The 17,561-nt window shown below is 65.4% G+C and carries 7 protein-coding genes and 1 pseudogene; 4 read left to right on the top strand and 4 right to left on the bottom strand.

Annotated elements, in window-relative coordinates:
* Positions 1–15: 15 nt before the first annotated feature.
* Positions 16–960, bottom strand: coding sequence for an inositol monophosphatase family protein (locus F3087_RS19330; RefSeq protein WP_150403402.1), 945 nt, complete (start codon positions 958–960; stop codon positions 16–18).
* Positions 961–1,084: 124 nt separating this feature from the next.
* Between F3087_RS19330 and F3087_RS46645 the strand changes: the two genes are divergently transcribed.
* Entirely contained in the window at positions 1,085–1,987 is a 903-nt protein-coding gene (locus F3087_RS46645; protein ID WP_223885200.1) for an HTH domain-containing protein, read from the top strand.
* Between the two features lie 20 nt (positions 1,988–2,007).
* Here the strand turns inward: F3087_RS46645 and F3087_RS19320 are convergent, their stop codons facing one another.
* A complete protein-coding gene (locus F3087_RS19320) occupies positions 2,008–2,676 on the bottom strand; it encodes a lysophospholipid acyltransferase family protein (RefSeq protein WP_150403401.1) in 669 nt (222 codons plus the stop codon).
* 137 nt (positions 2,677–2,813) lie between these two features.
* Between F3087_RS19320 and F3087_RS19315 the strand changes: the two genes are divergently transcribed.
* A complete protein-coding gene (locus F3087_RS19315; RefSeq protein WP_223885199.1) occupies positions 2,814–3,653 on the top strand; it encodes an alpha/beta fold hydrolase in 840 nt (279 codons plus the stop codon).
* A 181-nt stretch (positions 3,654–3,834) separates the two neighbouring features.
* Positions 3,835–14,559: pseudogene (locus F3087_RS19310) on the top strand (amino acid adenylation domain-containing protein); the annotation flags it as partial.
* A 27-nt stretch (positions 14,560–14,586) separates the two neighbouring features.
* Here F3087_RS19310 and F3087_RS19305 read toward each other — a convergent pair.
* Both F3087_RS19305 and F3087_RS19300 read right to left on the bottom strand, forming a co-directional pair.
* Positions 14,587–15,054, bottom strand: a complete 468-nt coding sequence (locus F3087_RS19305) for a winged helix-turn-helix transcriptional regulator (RefSeq protein ID WP_150403398.1) — start codon at positions 15,052–15,054, stop codon at positions 14,587–14,589.
* Positions 15,055–15,113: 59 nt separating this feature from the next.
* Entirely contained in the window at positions 15,114–16,016 is a 903-nt protein-coding gene (locus tag F3087_RS19300) for a LysR family transcriptional regulator (protein WP_150403397.1), read from the bottom strand.
* Positions 16,017–16,179: 163 nt separating this feature from the next.
* On the opposite strand from F3087_RS19300, the gene pcaB reads away from it, so the two are divergent.
* Positions 16,180–17,529 (top strand): 3-carboxy-cis,cis-muconate cycloisomerase, encoded by a 1,350-nt coding sequence (pcaB, locus tag F3087_RS19295; protein ID WP_150403396.1) that lies wholly within the window; start codon positions 16,180–16,182, stop codon positions 17,527–17,529.
* Positions 17,530–17,561: the final 32 nt, after the last annotated feature.

Below are 17,561 nucleotides of genomic sequence, written 5' to 3'. Positions count from 1 at the left end.
TGCTCCTTCCGAGTGCTATCGACGCAATTCGTGCTGGGCGGGATGTTCGATCGAAGTAATCGCCCGATGCAGTCCTTCGACGACATCCGCGGACCCCGCCAGGAGGATCGGTATACCGGCGGCCGTCACGGTGGTGGTGAATCCGCCCGCGGCCTCGACAAGCGCCTGGCCTGCGGCGGTATCCCAGATCTCGAGGTCGATGCCGACGTATCCGTCCAGCGAGCCCTCGGCCACGCAGAACAGATCGCACGCGGCCGAGCCGACCCATCGCCAATCCTGAATATGTGACACCAGTGCGGGAATGATCGTGCGAATCGTGTACGCGCGGGCATCGGCATCGTGGCACAATCCGACGGCCACCAGGGCCCGATTGATGGGCACCGACGAAACTTGCAGTTGTACCGAGCTCGAATAGATCCTTCCCTTTTCCGCGGCTGCCCAATCGTTGTACGCCGGTCGGACAATCGCGCCGGCGAATATGCCATCACGATCCGACTCGACTCCTACGGATACCGCGAAATCGCGTCGGCCGTGTACGAAGTTCGTTGTTCCGTCGATGGGGTCGATTGCCCAGCGTAGGCCCGAGGAGCCGCTTCGAGCTCCGGTTTCCTCGGCCATGATCGCGTCCTGCGGATGGTGGCCGACGATATGGTCGACGATCGCCCGCTCGGCGGATTTGTCCGCCGAGGTCACCAGGTCGTATCGCGATCCCTTGATGGATGTATCCAGTATTCGCGCCTGTGCCCCGATGGCCTCTGCGCCCTTTCGTGCTGCGGCGAGCGCCAGTTCGGCATATAGCAGTTCTACATTCCGCGTAGTCGTTGTCGTCATTGCCCCTCGATTCACAAGACTCGTGCAGAAAGTTCCAAACGGAAGGATATCGCTGTGCGAGAACCCCACCTTTCTCGATATACCAACCAGCCTGGCGTCGAAATCTCGGCCATGCAACTCGGCCAGCAAGGTTCGGCCACTTCAAGACACCATGCGCGACGATCGACCGGTCGAGTCGTCTTCGGTCTGGGACTATTTGCCGCCCGGGCGTCCACCTGTGGTCATCATGGACAGGACTGGTTAGGCTGGCCGTGTGGACGCCGGAGCGGGGTGGGGCACCTCGGTGGTCGGGAGTGTGTACCGGTACGTGCGCAACGAACGGCAGGTGCCGGTCGGCGCGCTCGTGGCGGCGCTCGGTCACTCACCTGCCGACATCGATAAAGCCTTGCAAGCCTTGCGATTTCATCAGATGATCGACGATTCTCGCGACGCGGTCGGTGCGGTGCGGGCGACGAGCCCGCTGCTGTCGCTGGGCAGGCTCATGCTGGTCGCCATGGCCGATCACGCACCGGTGCCCAGCCTTTCGCAGCTCATCGCGCCCGAGACCCTGCGCCATATGGTCGACAACACGGCATTGCAGTCGGTCACCAGGCATATGGCGGTCAGCGTCGATTCCTTCACCACGCTGACCGAGACCGCCGTCACGATGGCCGAACAGAATGTCACCCTCGTGCACGCGCGCCCCTTGCTCGGCTCTTCGCGAGCGGTTCGGACGATCGTCGAATACGCCCACCTCAAGGGTCTACCGGTGACGAGCGTCTGGAATCAGGCTTACGCCTCGTCGCCCGAGACCCGAGATATACAGCGCTGGCTGCGGGACCAGAAGGTGCGGATGGTCGTGCAGCCGGAGGGAGAGAGTCGCGGCGTCGTCATCGATAACGGTCGGATCGGCGTGCTGCATCACGATCTGGAGGGCGTCACGATCCGGACCGACTGCGTGATCGCCGCGCCGAACGGTGCTCGGCCGCCGAATCGTTCGCGGCGATTCGACGTGCTGCGCGGGGTCGCCGATGGCGTCACCGACGAAGAGCTCGCCGAGCGGTTGAACGTCAGCATCAAGACCATCCGTCGCGACGTCGCCTGGTTGCGCGATCTGATCGGCTGCGATTCCCGGGCGAGCTTGGTCGCGACGACTCGAACCCTGCACTTGGTGTAGCGAACTCGGGTTTCGGCGAATCAGTCCGGGACGCGCAGGTTTTCGATCTGCCGGCGGAGGTGGTCGAGGAGTTTTTCGGGGTCGTCGAAGTCGGCGGGGTCGATGGGGGTGCCGAAGTGGATGGTGACTTGCTGGTGGCGGTCGAAGGCGGGGGCGGTGCCGCGGGTGCGGCGCATCGGGAGGACACGGTCGGTGCCGGTGGTGCCGACGGGGATAATCGGAACTCCCGTTGCCAGAGCAAGTTTCGCGACGCCGGGTTTGTAGGGTTCGTGTTCGCCGGGGGCGACGAGGCGACCTTCGGGGTAGATGAGCAGGACGCCGTTGTGCCGGAGGATCTGTTCGGCCTGGGTCAGCGCGGATTGGCCGGACTCGCCGTTGCGGCGGAGCACCGGGATCTGGCCGAGTCGGCGGACCAGCCAGCCGACCACCGGCCAGGACCACAGTTCGGCCATCGCGATGGCGATGGCGCGTCGCCGCAGCGCGCCCCACAGGAAGACCGCGTCCAGCATCGAGATGTGATTGCTGGCCACGATGACCGGACCGGTCTTCGGCACCGCCTCGCGCCCGATCACGGTGACGTGCACGAAATTCGACCAGGCGAGTGCGCGCAGTACGCGGCGCACCAGCTTGGTCGTCACCCACGCGCGTTTACCCAGCCCCTTCGGCCGCCGCGCGGATTCGTCGTTCATCGTTCCCCCACTGTCCGGCCGGTTCGGTTTCCAACCCTCAGGTTACCGACGCCGGACCGCCCCGCTCGATCGCGACATCGCGGTGCAAGGGCTGTGCAATCGGTGACGACCACAGTGGTCGTATGCGGAGCAATACGGTGGAATCGATAGAATTCGAGACCGGGTCGGTGTGGTCGAGTGACGGCACACCGATCGGGTATCGGCGGATCGGGCGGGGGCCGGGCGTGATCCTGGTCCATGGCGCGATGATGACGGGGCGAATGTTCGACGGGCTCGCGCGTGCGCTGGCCCAGGACTTCACCGTGTATGCGCCGGATCGGCGCGGGCGGGGCATGAGCGGCACCGTAGGGCCGGATTACGGGATCGAGGCGGAGATCGAGGATCTGGCCGCGGTGCTGCGGGAGACCGGTGCGCGGTACGTGTTCGGGCTCAGTTCGGGGGCGGTGATCGCGTTGCGGTCGGCGCTGGCGTTGCCGCAGATCAGCAAGCTCGCGTTGTATGAGCCGCCGCTGTCGGTCGGCGGGGTCTCGCCGCTGACCTGGGCGCCGCGGTTCGAGCGGGAGCTCGACGAGGGGCGGATCGCCGCGGCGTTCGCCACCATTCTGCAGGGCACCGCGGACGTGCGGAGCTTCGCGTCGTTGCCCCGGTTCGTGTTGCGGCCGCTGACGACGTTGATGATGCGGCTCGACATCGGCGCCGGGATGCCGGTGCGAGATCTCGTGCCGACCGGACGCTACGACGTGCAGATCGTGCGCAATGCCGGGGTCCGATGGGCAGACGTGAGCGAACTGCGTTGCGACACGCTGCTACTCGGCGGCAGTAAAAGCGTCGGCTATTTGAAGCCCGCGCTGGACCAGCTGCATACCGTTCTGCCGGATGCCGGTTATGTCATGCTGCCCGGTGTCGGGCATACCGCCGCGTTTACCGACGAGCAGCCCGAGCTGGTCGCGGTGGAGTTGCGGCGCTTCTTCGGCTGATTCGCGCGCCGATCGATATTCGCAGGAATTCGGGGCTTCACCCACGGCCGGCGGTAGGGATGAATGGTTGCAGAGCGAAGTATGCAATCAGGATCCCGCTGATCTTCCCGAGCGGACGGCGGAGGAAGGAATCGGCATGTCGGATCCTGCTGAGCGGGCTGTTATCGGGGGATCGTCGGGCGTTGACGGTGGGGCGACGTTGGTCTCGTTGTTCGAGGCGACGGCGGAGCGGGCTCCGGACGCGGTGGCGGTGACGTTCGCGGGGGCGTCGTTGTCGTACGGGGAGTTTGCCGGGCGGGTGAATCGGCTGGCCCGGTATCTGATTTCGCTGGGGGTGGGACCGGATTCGCTGGTGGGGGTGGCGATGGGGCGTTCTATCGATCTGGTGGTCGGTATGTATGCGGTGGTGGCGGCCGGGGGTGGGTTCGTGCCGTTGGATCCTGAGCAGCCGGTTGCGCGTAGTCGATACCTGCTCGGGATTACGGATGTCGTGTGTGTATTGACGACGTCGCGCGACGGGTTCGATGCGGGTGTCGAGGTCGATTGTGTTGATGTGTCGGGTTTTTCGGGGGACCCGGTCGCCGCAGGGGAACGGTTGGGGGTGTTGCGGGCGTCGAATATCGCCTACGTGATGTTCACCTCCGGGTCGACCGGTCGACCGAAAGGGGTGGCGGTGTCGCATGCGGCGATTGTGAATCGGTTGTTGTGGATGCAGGCGGAATACCGGTTGAGGGCCGGGGATGCGGTGTTGCAGAAGACTCCGGTGACGTTCGATGTCTCGGTGTGGGAGTTGTTCTGGCCGTTGCAGGCCGGTGCGCGGCTTGTGTTGGCCGAGCCCGGAGGTCATCGCGATGCGAGGTATTTGACCGATCTGATTGTGGGGGAGGGGATTACGGTCGCTCACTTCGTGCCGTCGATGTTGGCAATGTTCGTGGCAGAGCCGACGATTGGTGAATGTCGTGTTCTCCGTGATGTTTTCGCCTCGGGTGAGGTGTTACCGGGGACGGTTGCGCAAGCGTTGATTTCAGCGACTGGCGCACGGTTGCACAACTTGTATGGTCCGACCGAGGCTGCGGTGGACGTCACCTATCACCCAGTGCGTGCGGCGGATTCGGTGTCGGTGCCGATCGGCCGGCCGGTGCCCGGCACTCGGGTTTATGTGTTGGATAGCCGGTTGCGGTCGGTCGGGGAGGGTGAGTTGTATCTGGCCGGTGTTCAGTTGGCGCGGGGTTACGTGGGGCGTGCGGATCTGACCGCGGAACGGTTCGTGGCTGATCCGTTCGTGGTGGGTGAGCGGATGTATCGCACTGGAGACCGGGTGCGGTGGGCCGCTGGGGGCGAGTTGGAGTACTTGGGGCGCACGGACTTTCAGGTGAAGATTCGTGGCATTCGAGTCGAGCCCGGCGAAGTAGAAGCCGTACTGTCCTCGCACCCGGCGGTGACTCGCGCCGTCGTGACCGCTCGGCAGGGTGTCGAACAGTTGCTCGGGTACGTAACTGTTGATCCGGCTTTCGATTCCGGTGACAGCGGCGAGGCCGAAATGGTCGATCATTGGCATCGGCTCTACGACGAGGTCTATTCGGGCCTCGCGGCCGAATCAGGAGCGGACTTCGCGGGCTGGAATGACAGCTACACCGGTGCGCCGATACCGATCGAGGACATGCGGCAGTGGCGGGACGCGACCGTTGATCGTATTCGTGCGCTGAGTCCTCGATGTGTCTTGGAGATCGGGGTCGGTTCCGGCCTGCTGCTGTCCGAGCTGGCTCGCGGATGCGAACAGTACTGGGGTACAGATGTTTCCGAGGCGGCGATCCGGAACGTGCGGCAGCGGTGGGGCGATGGCGGACGCGTCATCCTGGAGATGCGTGCGGCGCATGACATGCAGGGACTACCGCGTGGTCGGTTCGACACGGTCATTCTGAACTCGGTGGTCCAGTACTTTCCGAGCGAAAGCTATCTGCGGCGGGTGATCGGGCAACTGCTGGAGTTGCTCGCGCCGGGTGGGGCGATATTCCTCGGTGACATTCGTAATCGGACGTTGCTCGAAGAATTTTCGACCGCGGTGCAGGCGGCCCGGCATCGCGGCGCCGATCCGGAGTTCATCCGGTCGCGGGCTCGGACAGCCATGCAGGGCGAAGAGGAGTTGCTGCTGGCACCTGAGTACTTCGCCGCGCTGGCGCGGGTGGTCGACGAGATCGGTGCTGTCGATATCCAATTGAAGCGCGGGAACGTGGTCAACGAGTTGACGTGCTATCGGTACGACGTCGTGTTGCGCAAGAAGCCAACGGACGCTTTGTCTTTGGGCGACGCGCCGGAGGTCCGGTTCACTGACCGCACCGCCTTGCGATCGGCCCTCTTCTCGGACTACACACGACCGCTGCGCATCACGGAAATCCCGCACGAGGGAATTGGCCGCGATATGCGATCAGTGGCCCGCGCAACCGGTGAGCTCGCGGATTCCCCCGGGATGCTGCCCGAAGAGTTGCACCTCCTCGGCCATGAGTACGGCTACACGACAGCAGTTACCTGGGCGGCCCGGAAGGGCTGTATGGACGCGGTTTTCGTGCGTGGGGTGGCCGGACGACCGCTGACCGACGTCTATCTGCCGACCGGACCGTTGCACGCTCCGTCTAGCTATGCCAGCAATCCTGGTGCTCGGGTGTTGGCCTCGGCACTGCGCCGCTATCTGCTGGAGCGATTGCCTGAGTACATGGTGCCGACGGTAGTGGTGATCGATGAGTTCCCGTCGACTCCCAACGGCAAGTTGGATATCCGTGCCTTGCCCGTCCCGGAGTTCCTCTCCGGCAGTGCATATCGGGCTCCAGTGACGCCGGCGGAGCGGACTCTCGCCGAACTGTTCGCCGAAGTGCTCAGCGTGGACCGGGCCGGAGCCGACGATGACTTCTTCGAGTTGGGCGGGCACTCGCTGCTGGCCACGCGCCTGGTCGGCCGCATCCGTGCGGTCATGGGGGTCGAGGTGCCGATCCTGACGGTATTCGATGCGCCGACACCGGCTTTGCTGGCGACTCGCCTCGATGCGGGGGTCCCCGCGCGTGCGGCATTGACCGCGCGTGCCCGCCCGGAGCGCGTTCCGCTGTCGTTCGCTCAGGAGCGGATGTGGTTCCTGTATCGGCTCCATGGGGCGTCGGCGACCTACAACGTGCCGTTGGCCGTGCGGTTGTCGGAGCGTGTCGACCTCGATGCGCTCAGGGCGGCGTTCCGGGATGTGGTGAGTAGGCACGAGAGTCTGCGGAGTGTGTTCGACGAGGTCGAGGGTGCGGCGGTGCAACGGGTACTCGATAGTTCGGACATTGAGGTGCCGGTCGCGGTGTCCGAGGTCGCGGATGTCGATACTGCGGTGCGGTCCGCGGCGCGATATCGGTTCGATCTGTCGGTCGATATTCCATTGCGGGTCAGCGTGTTCAGCGATGCCGATGAATGCGTGTTGGTCGTGGTGATGCATCACATCGCGACCGATGGTGGATCGCTGCCGGTGTTCGCGCGGGATCTGTCGGTCGCTTATGCAGCCAGATGTGCAGGGCGGGAGCCGGATTGGCGGGCATTGCCGGTGCAGTACGCGGACTACGCGCTGTGGCAGCGGGAGTTGTTAGGTGATCCAGCGGATTCAGGGAGTCTGTCGGCGCGGCAGTTCGAGTACTGGCGGATGGAGTTGGCCGGGGTGCCCGAGCGGTTGATGCTGCCGTTCGATCGGCCGCCATCGAAGGTGGTGAGTTCGCGGGGCGCGGTAGTCGAATTCGCCGTCGAGGGCGGGCTCCGGATGGCGGTGGAGCGACTGGCGCGGAGTCTGGGCGCGACGGCATCGATGGTTCTGCAGTCTGCGTTCGCGGTCCTGCTGCACAAGGTCGGTGCGGGAGCAGACATCTCGATCGGCAGCCCGATCGCCGGTCGGACCGATGCGGCATCGGCCGATCTGGTGGGGTTCTTCGCGAACACCTGGGTGCTGCGGGTGGAAGTCTCCCGGAGCCTCCGGTTTGCCGATGTCCTCGACCAGGTGCGCGGAAAGGCATTGCGTGCCTACGAGAACCAGGATCTGCCGTTCGAGCGGTTGATCGAGTTGCTGAATCCGGTGCGGTCGACGGCGCATCATCCGCTGTTCCAGGTTATGTTCGCGTTGCAGAACAACATGTTTCACGAGTTCGACTTTCTGGATGCCGCCACGACGCAGGTCGATACCGGCACTTCAAGGTTCGACATGTTCTTTGCGCTCGAAGAACTGGGTGCAGACGATGACGGCTATGTGGGTCGTGTCGAGTACTCGACAGATCTGTTCGATCAGCACACTGTCAGGACGCTGATCGATCGGTTCCTGCGCGTACTCGAAACCGTCGTGAGTGATCCGGCGGTGCTGGTCGGCGACGTCGACCTGCTCGATCCGAGTGAGCGAGCGTTGCTTGTCGCGGCGTGGGACGAGTCCGTTCGCGACCTAGACGGCGGTGCGACGTTGGCGTCGCTGTTCGGTGCGCAGGTGGCACGGACGCCGCAGGCGCCGGCGGTGACGTTCGAGGGGACCACCCTGTCCTACGGCGAGTTCGCCGGTCGGGTGAATCGGCTTGCGCGGTACTTGATTTCGCTGGGCGTGGGGCCGGACTCGTTGGTAGGCGTGGGGATGTCTCGCTCTGTCGATCTGGTGGTCGGCATCTACGCGGTGGTGGTGGCCGGTGGCGGGTGGGTGCCGTTGGATCCTGACCAGCCGGTTGGGCGCATCGACTACATTCTCGGCACCGCACGACCGGTTGTCGTGCTGACCTCGGGCATCGACTTGCCTACCGGACGTGCGCGACAGGTGCGGATCGACGAACTCGAACTGTCAGCGTTCGATGCTGCGCCACTCACCGACGCCGATCGACCCCGGCGACTGTGCACCGGAAATACCGCGTACGTCATCTTCACGTCCGGCTCCACCGGGCGGCCCAAAGGTGTTGCGGTCTCGCACGGCGCGATCGTCAACCGACTCGTCTGGATGCAGTCGGAGTATGGACTGGGCCACGACGACGTGGTGTTGCAGAAGACCCCGGCGACCTTCGATGTGTCGGTGTGGGAGTTGTTCTGGCCGTTGCCGGTCGGCGCACGTCTGGTGATCGCGAAGCCTGCCGGGCATCGCGATCCGCGGTATCTGGCGCAGGTCATCATCGAAGAGCGTGTCACCACGGTGCATTTCGTGCCGTCGATGCTCGCGGCATTCGTGGCCGAGCCGATGGCAGCCGAATGTCAGTGCCTGCGTGATGTTTTCGCGTCGGGCGAGGCGCTGCCCGGTGGAACCGCCCAACGACTGCGGGAACTGGTCGGTGCCCGATTGCACAACCTTTACGGCCCGACAGAGGCGGCTGTAGATGTCACCTACCACGAGGTGACCGCGGCCGATGTGGTGTCGGTGCCGATCGGTCGACCGGTGTTCAACACGCGCACCTATGTATTGGATGCCGGGCTGGGCCTGGTGCCGGTGGGTGTAGCGGGTGAGTTGTATTTGGCGGGTGCACAGTTGGCGCGCGGTTATGTGGGGCGGGCGGAGCTGACGGCCGATCGGTTCGTGGCGGATCCGTTCGTGCCGGGCGAACGGATGTACCGCACCGGTGACCGGGTCAAGTGGACGGTGGCCGGCGAGCTGGAGTACCTGGGCCGCACGGACTTCCAGGTGAAGCTGCGGGGCATGCGGATCGAGCCCGGTGAGATCGAAGCTGCGCTGACCGCTTCGGACGATGTCGCGCAGGCCATCGTGGTGGTCCGTACCGACGATCATCTGGGTGAGCAGCTCGTCGCCTATCTGGTTGCGGCGCCAGGCGTTGCGATTGATATCGACGCTGTGCGTGCCGATCTCATCGAGGTGTTGCCGTCGTACATGGTGCCGGCGACGGTTACTGTGCTCGACGCGCTTCCGTTGACGGCCAACGGCAAGTTGGACATGCGCGCACTGCCTGCGCCGCGGTTCGCCGCTCGGGCCGGGTATCGGGCTCCGGTGTCGTTGCCGGAGTTGGTGCTCACCGAGCTGTTCGCCGAAGTGCTCGGTGTGGTGCGGGCCGGCGCGGATGACGACTTCTTCGAGCTGGGTGGGCACTCGCTGGCGGTTACCCGGCTGGTCAGCCGGATTCGTGTGGTGATGGGTATCGAGGTGCCGATTCTGACGGTGTTCGATGCGCCGACTCCGGCACAGTTGGCGACGCGGCTGGATGCGAACTTGCCTACCCGTCCGGCCCTGATCCGGCGCGCTGATCCGGTGCGTGTTTCGTTGTCCTTCGCGCAGCAACGGATGTGGTTCTTGGCTCAGGCGCACGGGCCGTCCGCGACGTACAACGTGCCGCTGGCAGTGCGGTTGACCGGGCAGGTGAATGTCGCGGCGCTGGTGTCGGCGGTCGGGGATGTGATGGACCGGCATCAGACGTTGCGGACGGTTTTCGCCGAGGCCGAGGGCGTACCGGTGCCTCGGGTGCTGGATGTTGTGGATGTGCCGGTCACTGTGTCCGAGGTCGATGCGGCGGATGTGGATGGTGCGGTTCGGAGTGCGGCACGATATCCGTTCGATCTCTCGGCAGAGATCCCGTTGCGGGCCAATATTTTTCGCTCTGCCGATGACCACGTACTGGTACTCGTGATTCACCACATTGCCGCGGACGGTGGGTCGTTGGGACCGTTGATTCGGGACCTCTCGGAGGCATACTCCGCCAGGTGTGCTGGGCGGCAACCTGATTGGCCGGGATTGCCGGTGCAGTACGCGGACTACGCCGCGTGGCAGCGGAAGCTGCTCGGAGATCCGACGGACCCGCAAAGTGTTTCGTCGGTGCAGTACGAGTATTGGCGCCAGGAGCTGGCGGGTCTTCCCGATCGGTCGATGCTGCCGTTCGACCGACCGCGGCCGAAGGCGTCGAGCTTCCGCGGAGACGTCGTCGAGTTCGCCATCGATGCCGGATTACGTTCGGCGGTGGAGGGATTGGCCCGGAGCCGAGGCGCGACCGCGTCGATGGTCTTGCAAACGGTGTTCGCTGTCCTATTACATGAGCTCGGCGCGGGAGAGGATATTTCGATCGGGACGCCGATCGCCGGTCGGACCGATGCGGCATTGGCCGACCTGGTGGGGTTCTTCGTGAACACCTGGGTGCTGCGGGTGGATTTGTCGGGGCAGGTTCGATTCGAGAATGTGCTGGATCAGGTGCGCGGAAAAGCATTGCGCGCCTACGCGAATCAGGATCTGCCGTTCGAGCGGCTGATCGAGCTACTGAACCCGGTGCGGTCGACGGCATACCATCCGCTGTTCCAGGTCATGTTCACGTTGCAGAACAACACGTTTCACGACTTCGATCTCCCCGGTGTCAGTGCGTCGGCGATGTCGGTCTATACCGGAACCTCCCGGTTCGACTTGCTGTTCGCGCTCGAGGAGCTGAACTCCGGCGATCCTGGATACGCGGGTGTGGTCGAGTACTCGACCGATCTGTTCGATCAGGGCACGGTGTGTTCGTTTGCCGAGCGGTTCGTGCGTGTTCTGGAGAGGGCAGTGGCTGATCCGGCGATGGCGATCGCGCCGGTGGAGTCGTTGGATCAATTGCCGTCCGTCGCAATGGAACAGCAGAGGCCTCGTTCGGGCTATCGCCAACCCACGACACCGCAGGAGAAGGTCCTGGCCGAACTATTCGCGGAGGTTCTCGGTGCGGTCCGGGTCGGGGTCGATGACGACTTCTTCGAGCTGGGTGGGCACTCGCTGGTGGTTACTCGTCTGGTCAGCCGGATTCGGGTGGTCATGGGTATCGAGGTGCCGATTCTGACCGTGTTCGATGCGCCGACTCCGGCATTGTTGGCCGCTCGTCTCGATATCGGGGTGCCGTTGCGGCCGGTATTGGTTGGACGATCTGGTTCGGGGGCGGTTCCGCTGTCGTTTGCGCAGCAGCGGATGTGGTTCCTGGACCGGTTCGAGGGGGCGTTGGCGACGTATAACGTGCCGTTGGCGGTGCGGTTGACCGGACGGGTCGAGGTCGCGGCGCTGGTGTCGGCGGTGGGTGACGTGGTGGGCAGGCATGAGAGCTTGCGGACGGTCTTCACCGAGGTGAACGGCGTGCCCGTGCAGCAGGTGCTCGACGCGGTCGAGGTTCCGGTGACGGTGTCGGATATCGCGGATGTGGACGAGGCGATCGAGACCGCAGTGCGTTGTCCGTTCGATCTTTCAGCGGAGATTCCGTTGCGGGCCAGTGTGTTCCGCGGGGGTATTGATGAGCACGTCTTGGTGCTGGTGGTCCATCACATTGCCGCGGATGGCGGATCTCTGGGACCGTTGGCACGCGATCTTTCCACCGCTTACGCGGCCAGATGCGCCGGGCAGGAACCTGATTGGCCGATGCTGCCGGTGCAGTACGCGGACTACGCGTTGTGGCAGCAGGAGTTGCTGGGGGACTCGGCGGATCCAGGGAGCTTGTCATCACTCCAGTTCGAGTACTGGTCCAAAGAGCTGTCCAGTCTCCCCGAGCAGTTGACCTTGCCGTTCGATCGGCCACGGCCGAAGGTCGCGAGTTCGCGAGGAGCGATGATCGAATTCGCCGTCGGCACTGAGTTGCGATCGGCAGTGGAGCGGTTGGCGCAGAGTCGGGGAGCGACCGCGTCGATGGTCCTGCAATCGGCCTTCGCCGTTCTGTTGCACAAACTCGGTGCGGGAGCGGATATTCCGATCGGCAGCCCGATCGCCGGCCGGACCGACGAGGCGTTGGCCGATCTGGTGGGGTTCTTCGTGAACACCTGGGTACTGCGAGTCGAGGTGTCCGACGGCGTCCGGTTCGCGGACATCCTCGACCAGGTGCGTGGAAAGGCGCTGCACGCCTACGAGAATCAGGACCTGCCGTTCGAGCGGTTGATCGAGTTGCTGAATCCGGTGCGATCGACCGCGTATCACCCGTTGTTCCAAGTCATGTTCTCGTTGCAGAACAACACGTCTCACGAGTTCGACTTCCCGGGCATCGACACCGCACCGATGCCGGCCGGCACGGGAACCGCCAAGTTCGACCTGTTCTTCGCGCTGACGGAGCTGAGCGCGGACCAGGGCGGCTACACGGGCACGGTCGAGTACTCGACCGACCTGTTCGATCGGCACACGGTCGAGTTGCTTACCGGCCGATTCCTGCGCCTGCTCGATGCCGTCGTCGCAGACCCGGCAATGGCGTTGTCGGACTTGGAGATACTGCTGCCCGTCGAGCAGCGGCAGCTGTTGCAAGAGTGGAACGACACCACCGTCGCCGTACCGAACGCGACCTTGCCGGAGCTGTTCGCCGCGCAGGCGGCCGCGACGCCGAACGCGACCGCGGTGATCCGCGGTGCCGTCGAGCTGACCTACGCCCAGCTCGCCGCCCGGGTCGACCAGCTGGCGCACTGGTTGATCGCGCAGGGCGTCGGTGCCGAAGACGTTGTGGCGGTGTGCCTGCCGCGATCGGCGGAGATGGTGATCGCCGTACTGGGCGTGCTCAGAGCCGGAGCCGCATACCTGCCGGTGGATCTGGAATACCCCGAGTCCCGGATCCAGTACATGATGGCGGATTCCCGGCCGGTGACCGTGCTCGACACCTCGGCCATGGCGGCGGCGCAGCGTTATGCCGAGCAGACGCCGCTACCCGTTGTCGGTCCAGGCAACGCGGCGTACATCGTCTACACGTCGGGTTCGACCGGTGCGCCGAAAGGCGTTGTCGGTACGCACGCCGGCCTGACGAATCGTCTGGCTTGGTACCGCAAGGTTTTTCCGTGGACGCCGAACGAGACTGTTTGCGCGAAAACATCATTGAGCTTCCTGGACTCCCTGTTCGAGATCGCAGGTCCACTGACCAACGGTGGGACCGTGGTGATCGCGGACGGCGAGCAGGTTCGCAACGTCGCCGAACTGATCACCCTGATCGAGCGGCACCAGGTCCGGCGGATCGTGCTGGTGCCGAGCCTGTTGTCGGCGATGCTGGCGGACGACCGAATCGGCCGTGCCGCCGGCTGCGCAGTGTGGGTCAGCAGCGGTGAACCGTTGCCGGGGCCGGTGGCCGAGTCGTTCTCGAAGGTATTGCCGGACAGCCGTTTACTGAACTTCTACGGATCTTCCGAGGTGAGCGCGGACAGCACTTGGGCAGTGGCTGACGGCGTCGGTGCGGTATCGGTGCCCATCGGACGGCCGGTCGACAACACGAGGGTGTTCGTGCTCGACCGTGCCTTGCGCGCGGTGCCCAGGGGCGTGGTGGGCGAGTTGTACGTGGCCGGCGCCGGTTTGGCGCGCGGATACCTGGGTCGCGGCGGACTCACCGCGGCTCGGTTCATCGCCGATCCCTTCGCGCCGGAGCCGGGTGGCCGCTTGTACCGCACCGGAGATCTGGTGCGCTGGAACGCCGAGGGACAGTTGGTATTCGCCGGCCGTGCCGACGACCAGGTGAAGGTACGTGGATTCCGCATCGAGCCGGGCGAAGTCGAGTCGGCACTGTGCGGTCATCCATCGGTGGCGAGGGCGGTCGTCGTGGCTCGGGACGGTCATACCGGTCAGCAGCTGGCGGGTTACTTGGTTCCGGCCGATGTCGAAGCGGGAGTGGATGTTTCGGCGGTCCGGGAGTACGTCTCCAGTCGCCTGCCGGAGTACATGATTCCCGCCGCGCTGGTGGTCCTCGACGCGTTGCCGCTGGGCCCGACCGGCAAGGTGGACCGCAAAGCCCTACCGGCGCCGGTCTTTACCGGTGGCGCGTATCGAGCGCCGAGGACTCCCCGGGAAGAGCAGCTGTGCAGCGTGTTTGCCGATGTGCTCGGCGTAGCGGAGGTCGGCATCGACGATTCGTTCTTCGATCTGGGCGGGCACTCACTGCTGGTGGTCCGGCTCGCGCGCCGCATAGCGGAATCCACCGGTGCCACAGTCGAACTCAGAGATGTGTTCACCGAGCGGACCGTCCGTAACCTGTGCAAGCGGCTGGATCAGCCGAGAACGTCAGATCGGCACTGAGCGAACCGCCGCGCCGGGACCTGGCAGCACGTCGACATCACCCGCGTGCATCGGCTCACCGCAGTGGGCGCAGCGCAGGTCCACCCGGCTGATCTCGCCGCACGCGTGATGGCGGTAGAGCGCCGGCGGCCCGGCCGCGCCCGCGAGCCACTTGTCGCCCCAGCCGACCATCACCATGAGCACATCGATCAGCTCGGTGCCCTTCTCGGTCAGCACGTACTCGTAGCGCGGCCGCTGGTCGTAGGCCTTGCGCTCCAGCACGCCGTGCTCGACGAGATGGTTCAACCGCTCGGTCAGCACCTTGCGGGAGATACCCAGGTCGGCCTGGATCTGCTCGAACCGGGTGAACCCGACCCACACGTCGCGCAGGATCAACGGCGACCACGGCTCGCCGACGATGTCGAGGGTGCGTGCGATCGAGCAAGCCATCTCGCCGAAGTTCGTCCGTTGCATGAAGTCAGTCTAGCCATTCGAGTTCCCTTAGGGAACTTTGGTCGCGTACGACACAGTCGTCAGGGCAGGTCCTGCAACGCGGCGAGAATGACGTCGAGGAACCAGGCCTGCGCGGCGCTGCGCCCCGGCGTGCGGCGGGTGTAGGCGGCGACCTCGGCCGGCTCGATGGGCCAGGGCAGCTCGAAGGTGCGGACGGGATGCGTGCGGGCCAGCGCGCGGGCGATGCGCAGCGGGACGATGGCGACGAGTTCGCTGTCCTGCACCACATACGGCAACGTGGCGAAGCGGGTGACCCGGACCGCGATGTTCCCTTCCAGCCCATGGGTGTTCAGTGCACGCCGGGGTGCCGGGTGGCCGGTGGTGCCGTCGACGACAATCAAGCGTTCGGCCCGCAGTTCGGCCTCGGTCGGTGTGCCGGCGCTCAACCGGGGGTGGTGGGCGGCGGCCATGCCCGCGTAACCCTCGGTGAACAGCGGTATTCGATTGAGCCGCACCGAATCCAGGATGGGGCTGGCCACGATCGCGTCGACCCGGCCGCGGGTGAGTTCGTCTGTCGCGGTGTCGATGTCGAACGCGTGCACCTGCAGGGTCGCGGCAGGCGCGCGGACGGCGAGCTCGGCGAGGATCAGCGGCAGCGAGTTGACCTCGCCGAGATCGGACAGGCCGATCGAGAAGCTGACCGGGCCCGTGGCATCGAATTGGGTTGCGGCGCCGATGGTTACGTCGAGTTGTTCGATGGCGGTGCGCAGCGGGGGATAGAGCCGCTCGGCTTCCGAGCTCGGCACCAGGCCACCGGGGCCGCGGACGAAGAGTTCGTCGCCGAGCCGCCGGCGCAGCTTGCCGAGGCCGTAGCTGACCGTCGGCTGGGTGACGCCGAGGACATCGGCCGCCGCGGTCACGCTCCGTGTCTCGTAGAGCAGGACGAAGGTCCGGATGAGGTTCAGGTCGAATTCGGCGCCCATAGATCTCCTCTATACGCAGATCGCAAAAGATCTATTGGATTTCTGGTGTGGGTGATCGTAGCGTGATGACACTCACGCATCGCACATCGGGAATGAACGCCACCATGAACCTGCTGCTGTCCTGGTCAACCGGGCTTTCGGCGCGCCTGCGGCGGGTTCGCTGATGGCGACGGGCGGGCTGTTCGACGGGGTGCTGGCGGCGGGGCCCGTCGCCGAGTTGGTCAGCGATCGGGCCTGGGTGCAGGCGATGCTCGATTTCGAGGCGGCGCTGGCAGCTGCCTCGGCCGCGTCGGGTGTTATTCCGGCGGAGGCCGCGACCGCGATCGAAAAGTGCTGCCGGGCCGAGATTTACGATATCGCCGCGCTCGGCGCCGACGCGGTGCGGATCGGCAATCCGGCGGGTCCGCTGGTGCGCGCGCTGACCGCGCGGGTCGAGCCCGCGGCCGCCGCCTATGTGCATCTGGGCGCGACCAGTCAGGATGTCATCGATACCGCCGCGATGCTGTTGAGCGCGCGGGCGCTGGCCGCGTTGCGCACCGACCTGCACGTCTGCGCAACGCGGCTGGCGCAGCTGGCCGAGGAGCACGCGGGCACGGCGACGGTCGGACGCAGCCTGCTCCAGCAGGCGCTGCCGGTGACCTTCGGGCTGACCGCGGCCGGCTGGCTCGGCGGGGTGATCGCGGCGCTGGACCGGATAGATCTGGTTCGCCGGGAACGACTCGCGGTGCAGTTCGGCGGTGCGGTCGGAACGCTGGCGGCCTTGCGTGGCAACGGGATTCCCGTGCTGAGTGAGCTTGCGCGACGGCTCGAGCTGGCCGAACCGTCGTTGGCCTGGCATACCGAGCGCAGCCGGATCGCGGAGGTCGCCGGGGTGCTCGGGCAGACGTGCGGGGCGGTCGCGAAGATCGCTCGCGATATCACGTTGCTCGCGCAGACCGAGATCGCCGAGGTGCGCGAGCAAGGGCCGCCTGGCAGCGGCGGTTCCTCGACGATGCCGCACAAGCAGAATCCCGTCGCCGCCGTCCTGGCCGCCGGCTCGGCCGCTCAGGGGCCCGGGCTGGTCGCCGACCTGCTGGCCGCGGGTGGGCACGAACATCAGCGGGCGGCCGGTGCTTGGCATGCCGAGTGGCGGCCGCTCACCGAGCTGCTGCGTAGTGCCGGTTCGGCGGTGCATTGGTTGCGTGTATGTCTGGAACGTCTTCAGGTTGATCCGGTTCGTATGCGTGACAACCTCGAAAGCACGGGTGGGCTGCTCGTGGTCGAGAATGTCGCCATCGAGTTGGTGTCGGTCGCCGGGGGAGCGGTGGGCAGGCAAGAGGCAACCGATGTGGTCGCCGCCTGCTGCCTGCGGGCCTCGTCGGGCGATCTCGCCGAGCTGCTGGCCGCGGACTCCACGATCGGAAAGTTCTTGAACCGCAACCGGATCGAGGAGCTGCTCGATCCGGCAAGCTATCTCGGTTCGGCGGCGGAATTCGTCCGGCGCGCACTGCGCGATTGGCAGTCACGGTTATAGGTATTCGCGAATGAGACTCGGCTGCAAGAGCT

Origin of the sequence: Nocardia colli, from assembly GCF_008704205.1 — a bacterium.
In the GTDB taxonomy this organism is placed as follows: domain Bacteria; phylum Actinomycetota; class Actinomycetes; order Mycobacteriales; family Mycobacteriaceae; genus Nocardia; species Nocardia colli.
Note: the sequence above shows the minus strand (reverse complement) of the source record. Positions and strands in the feature narration are given on the sequence as shown.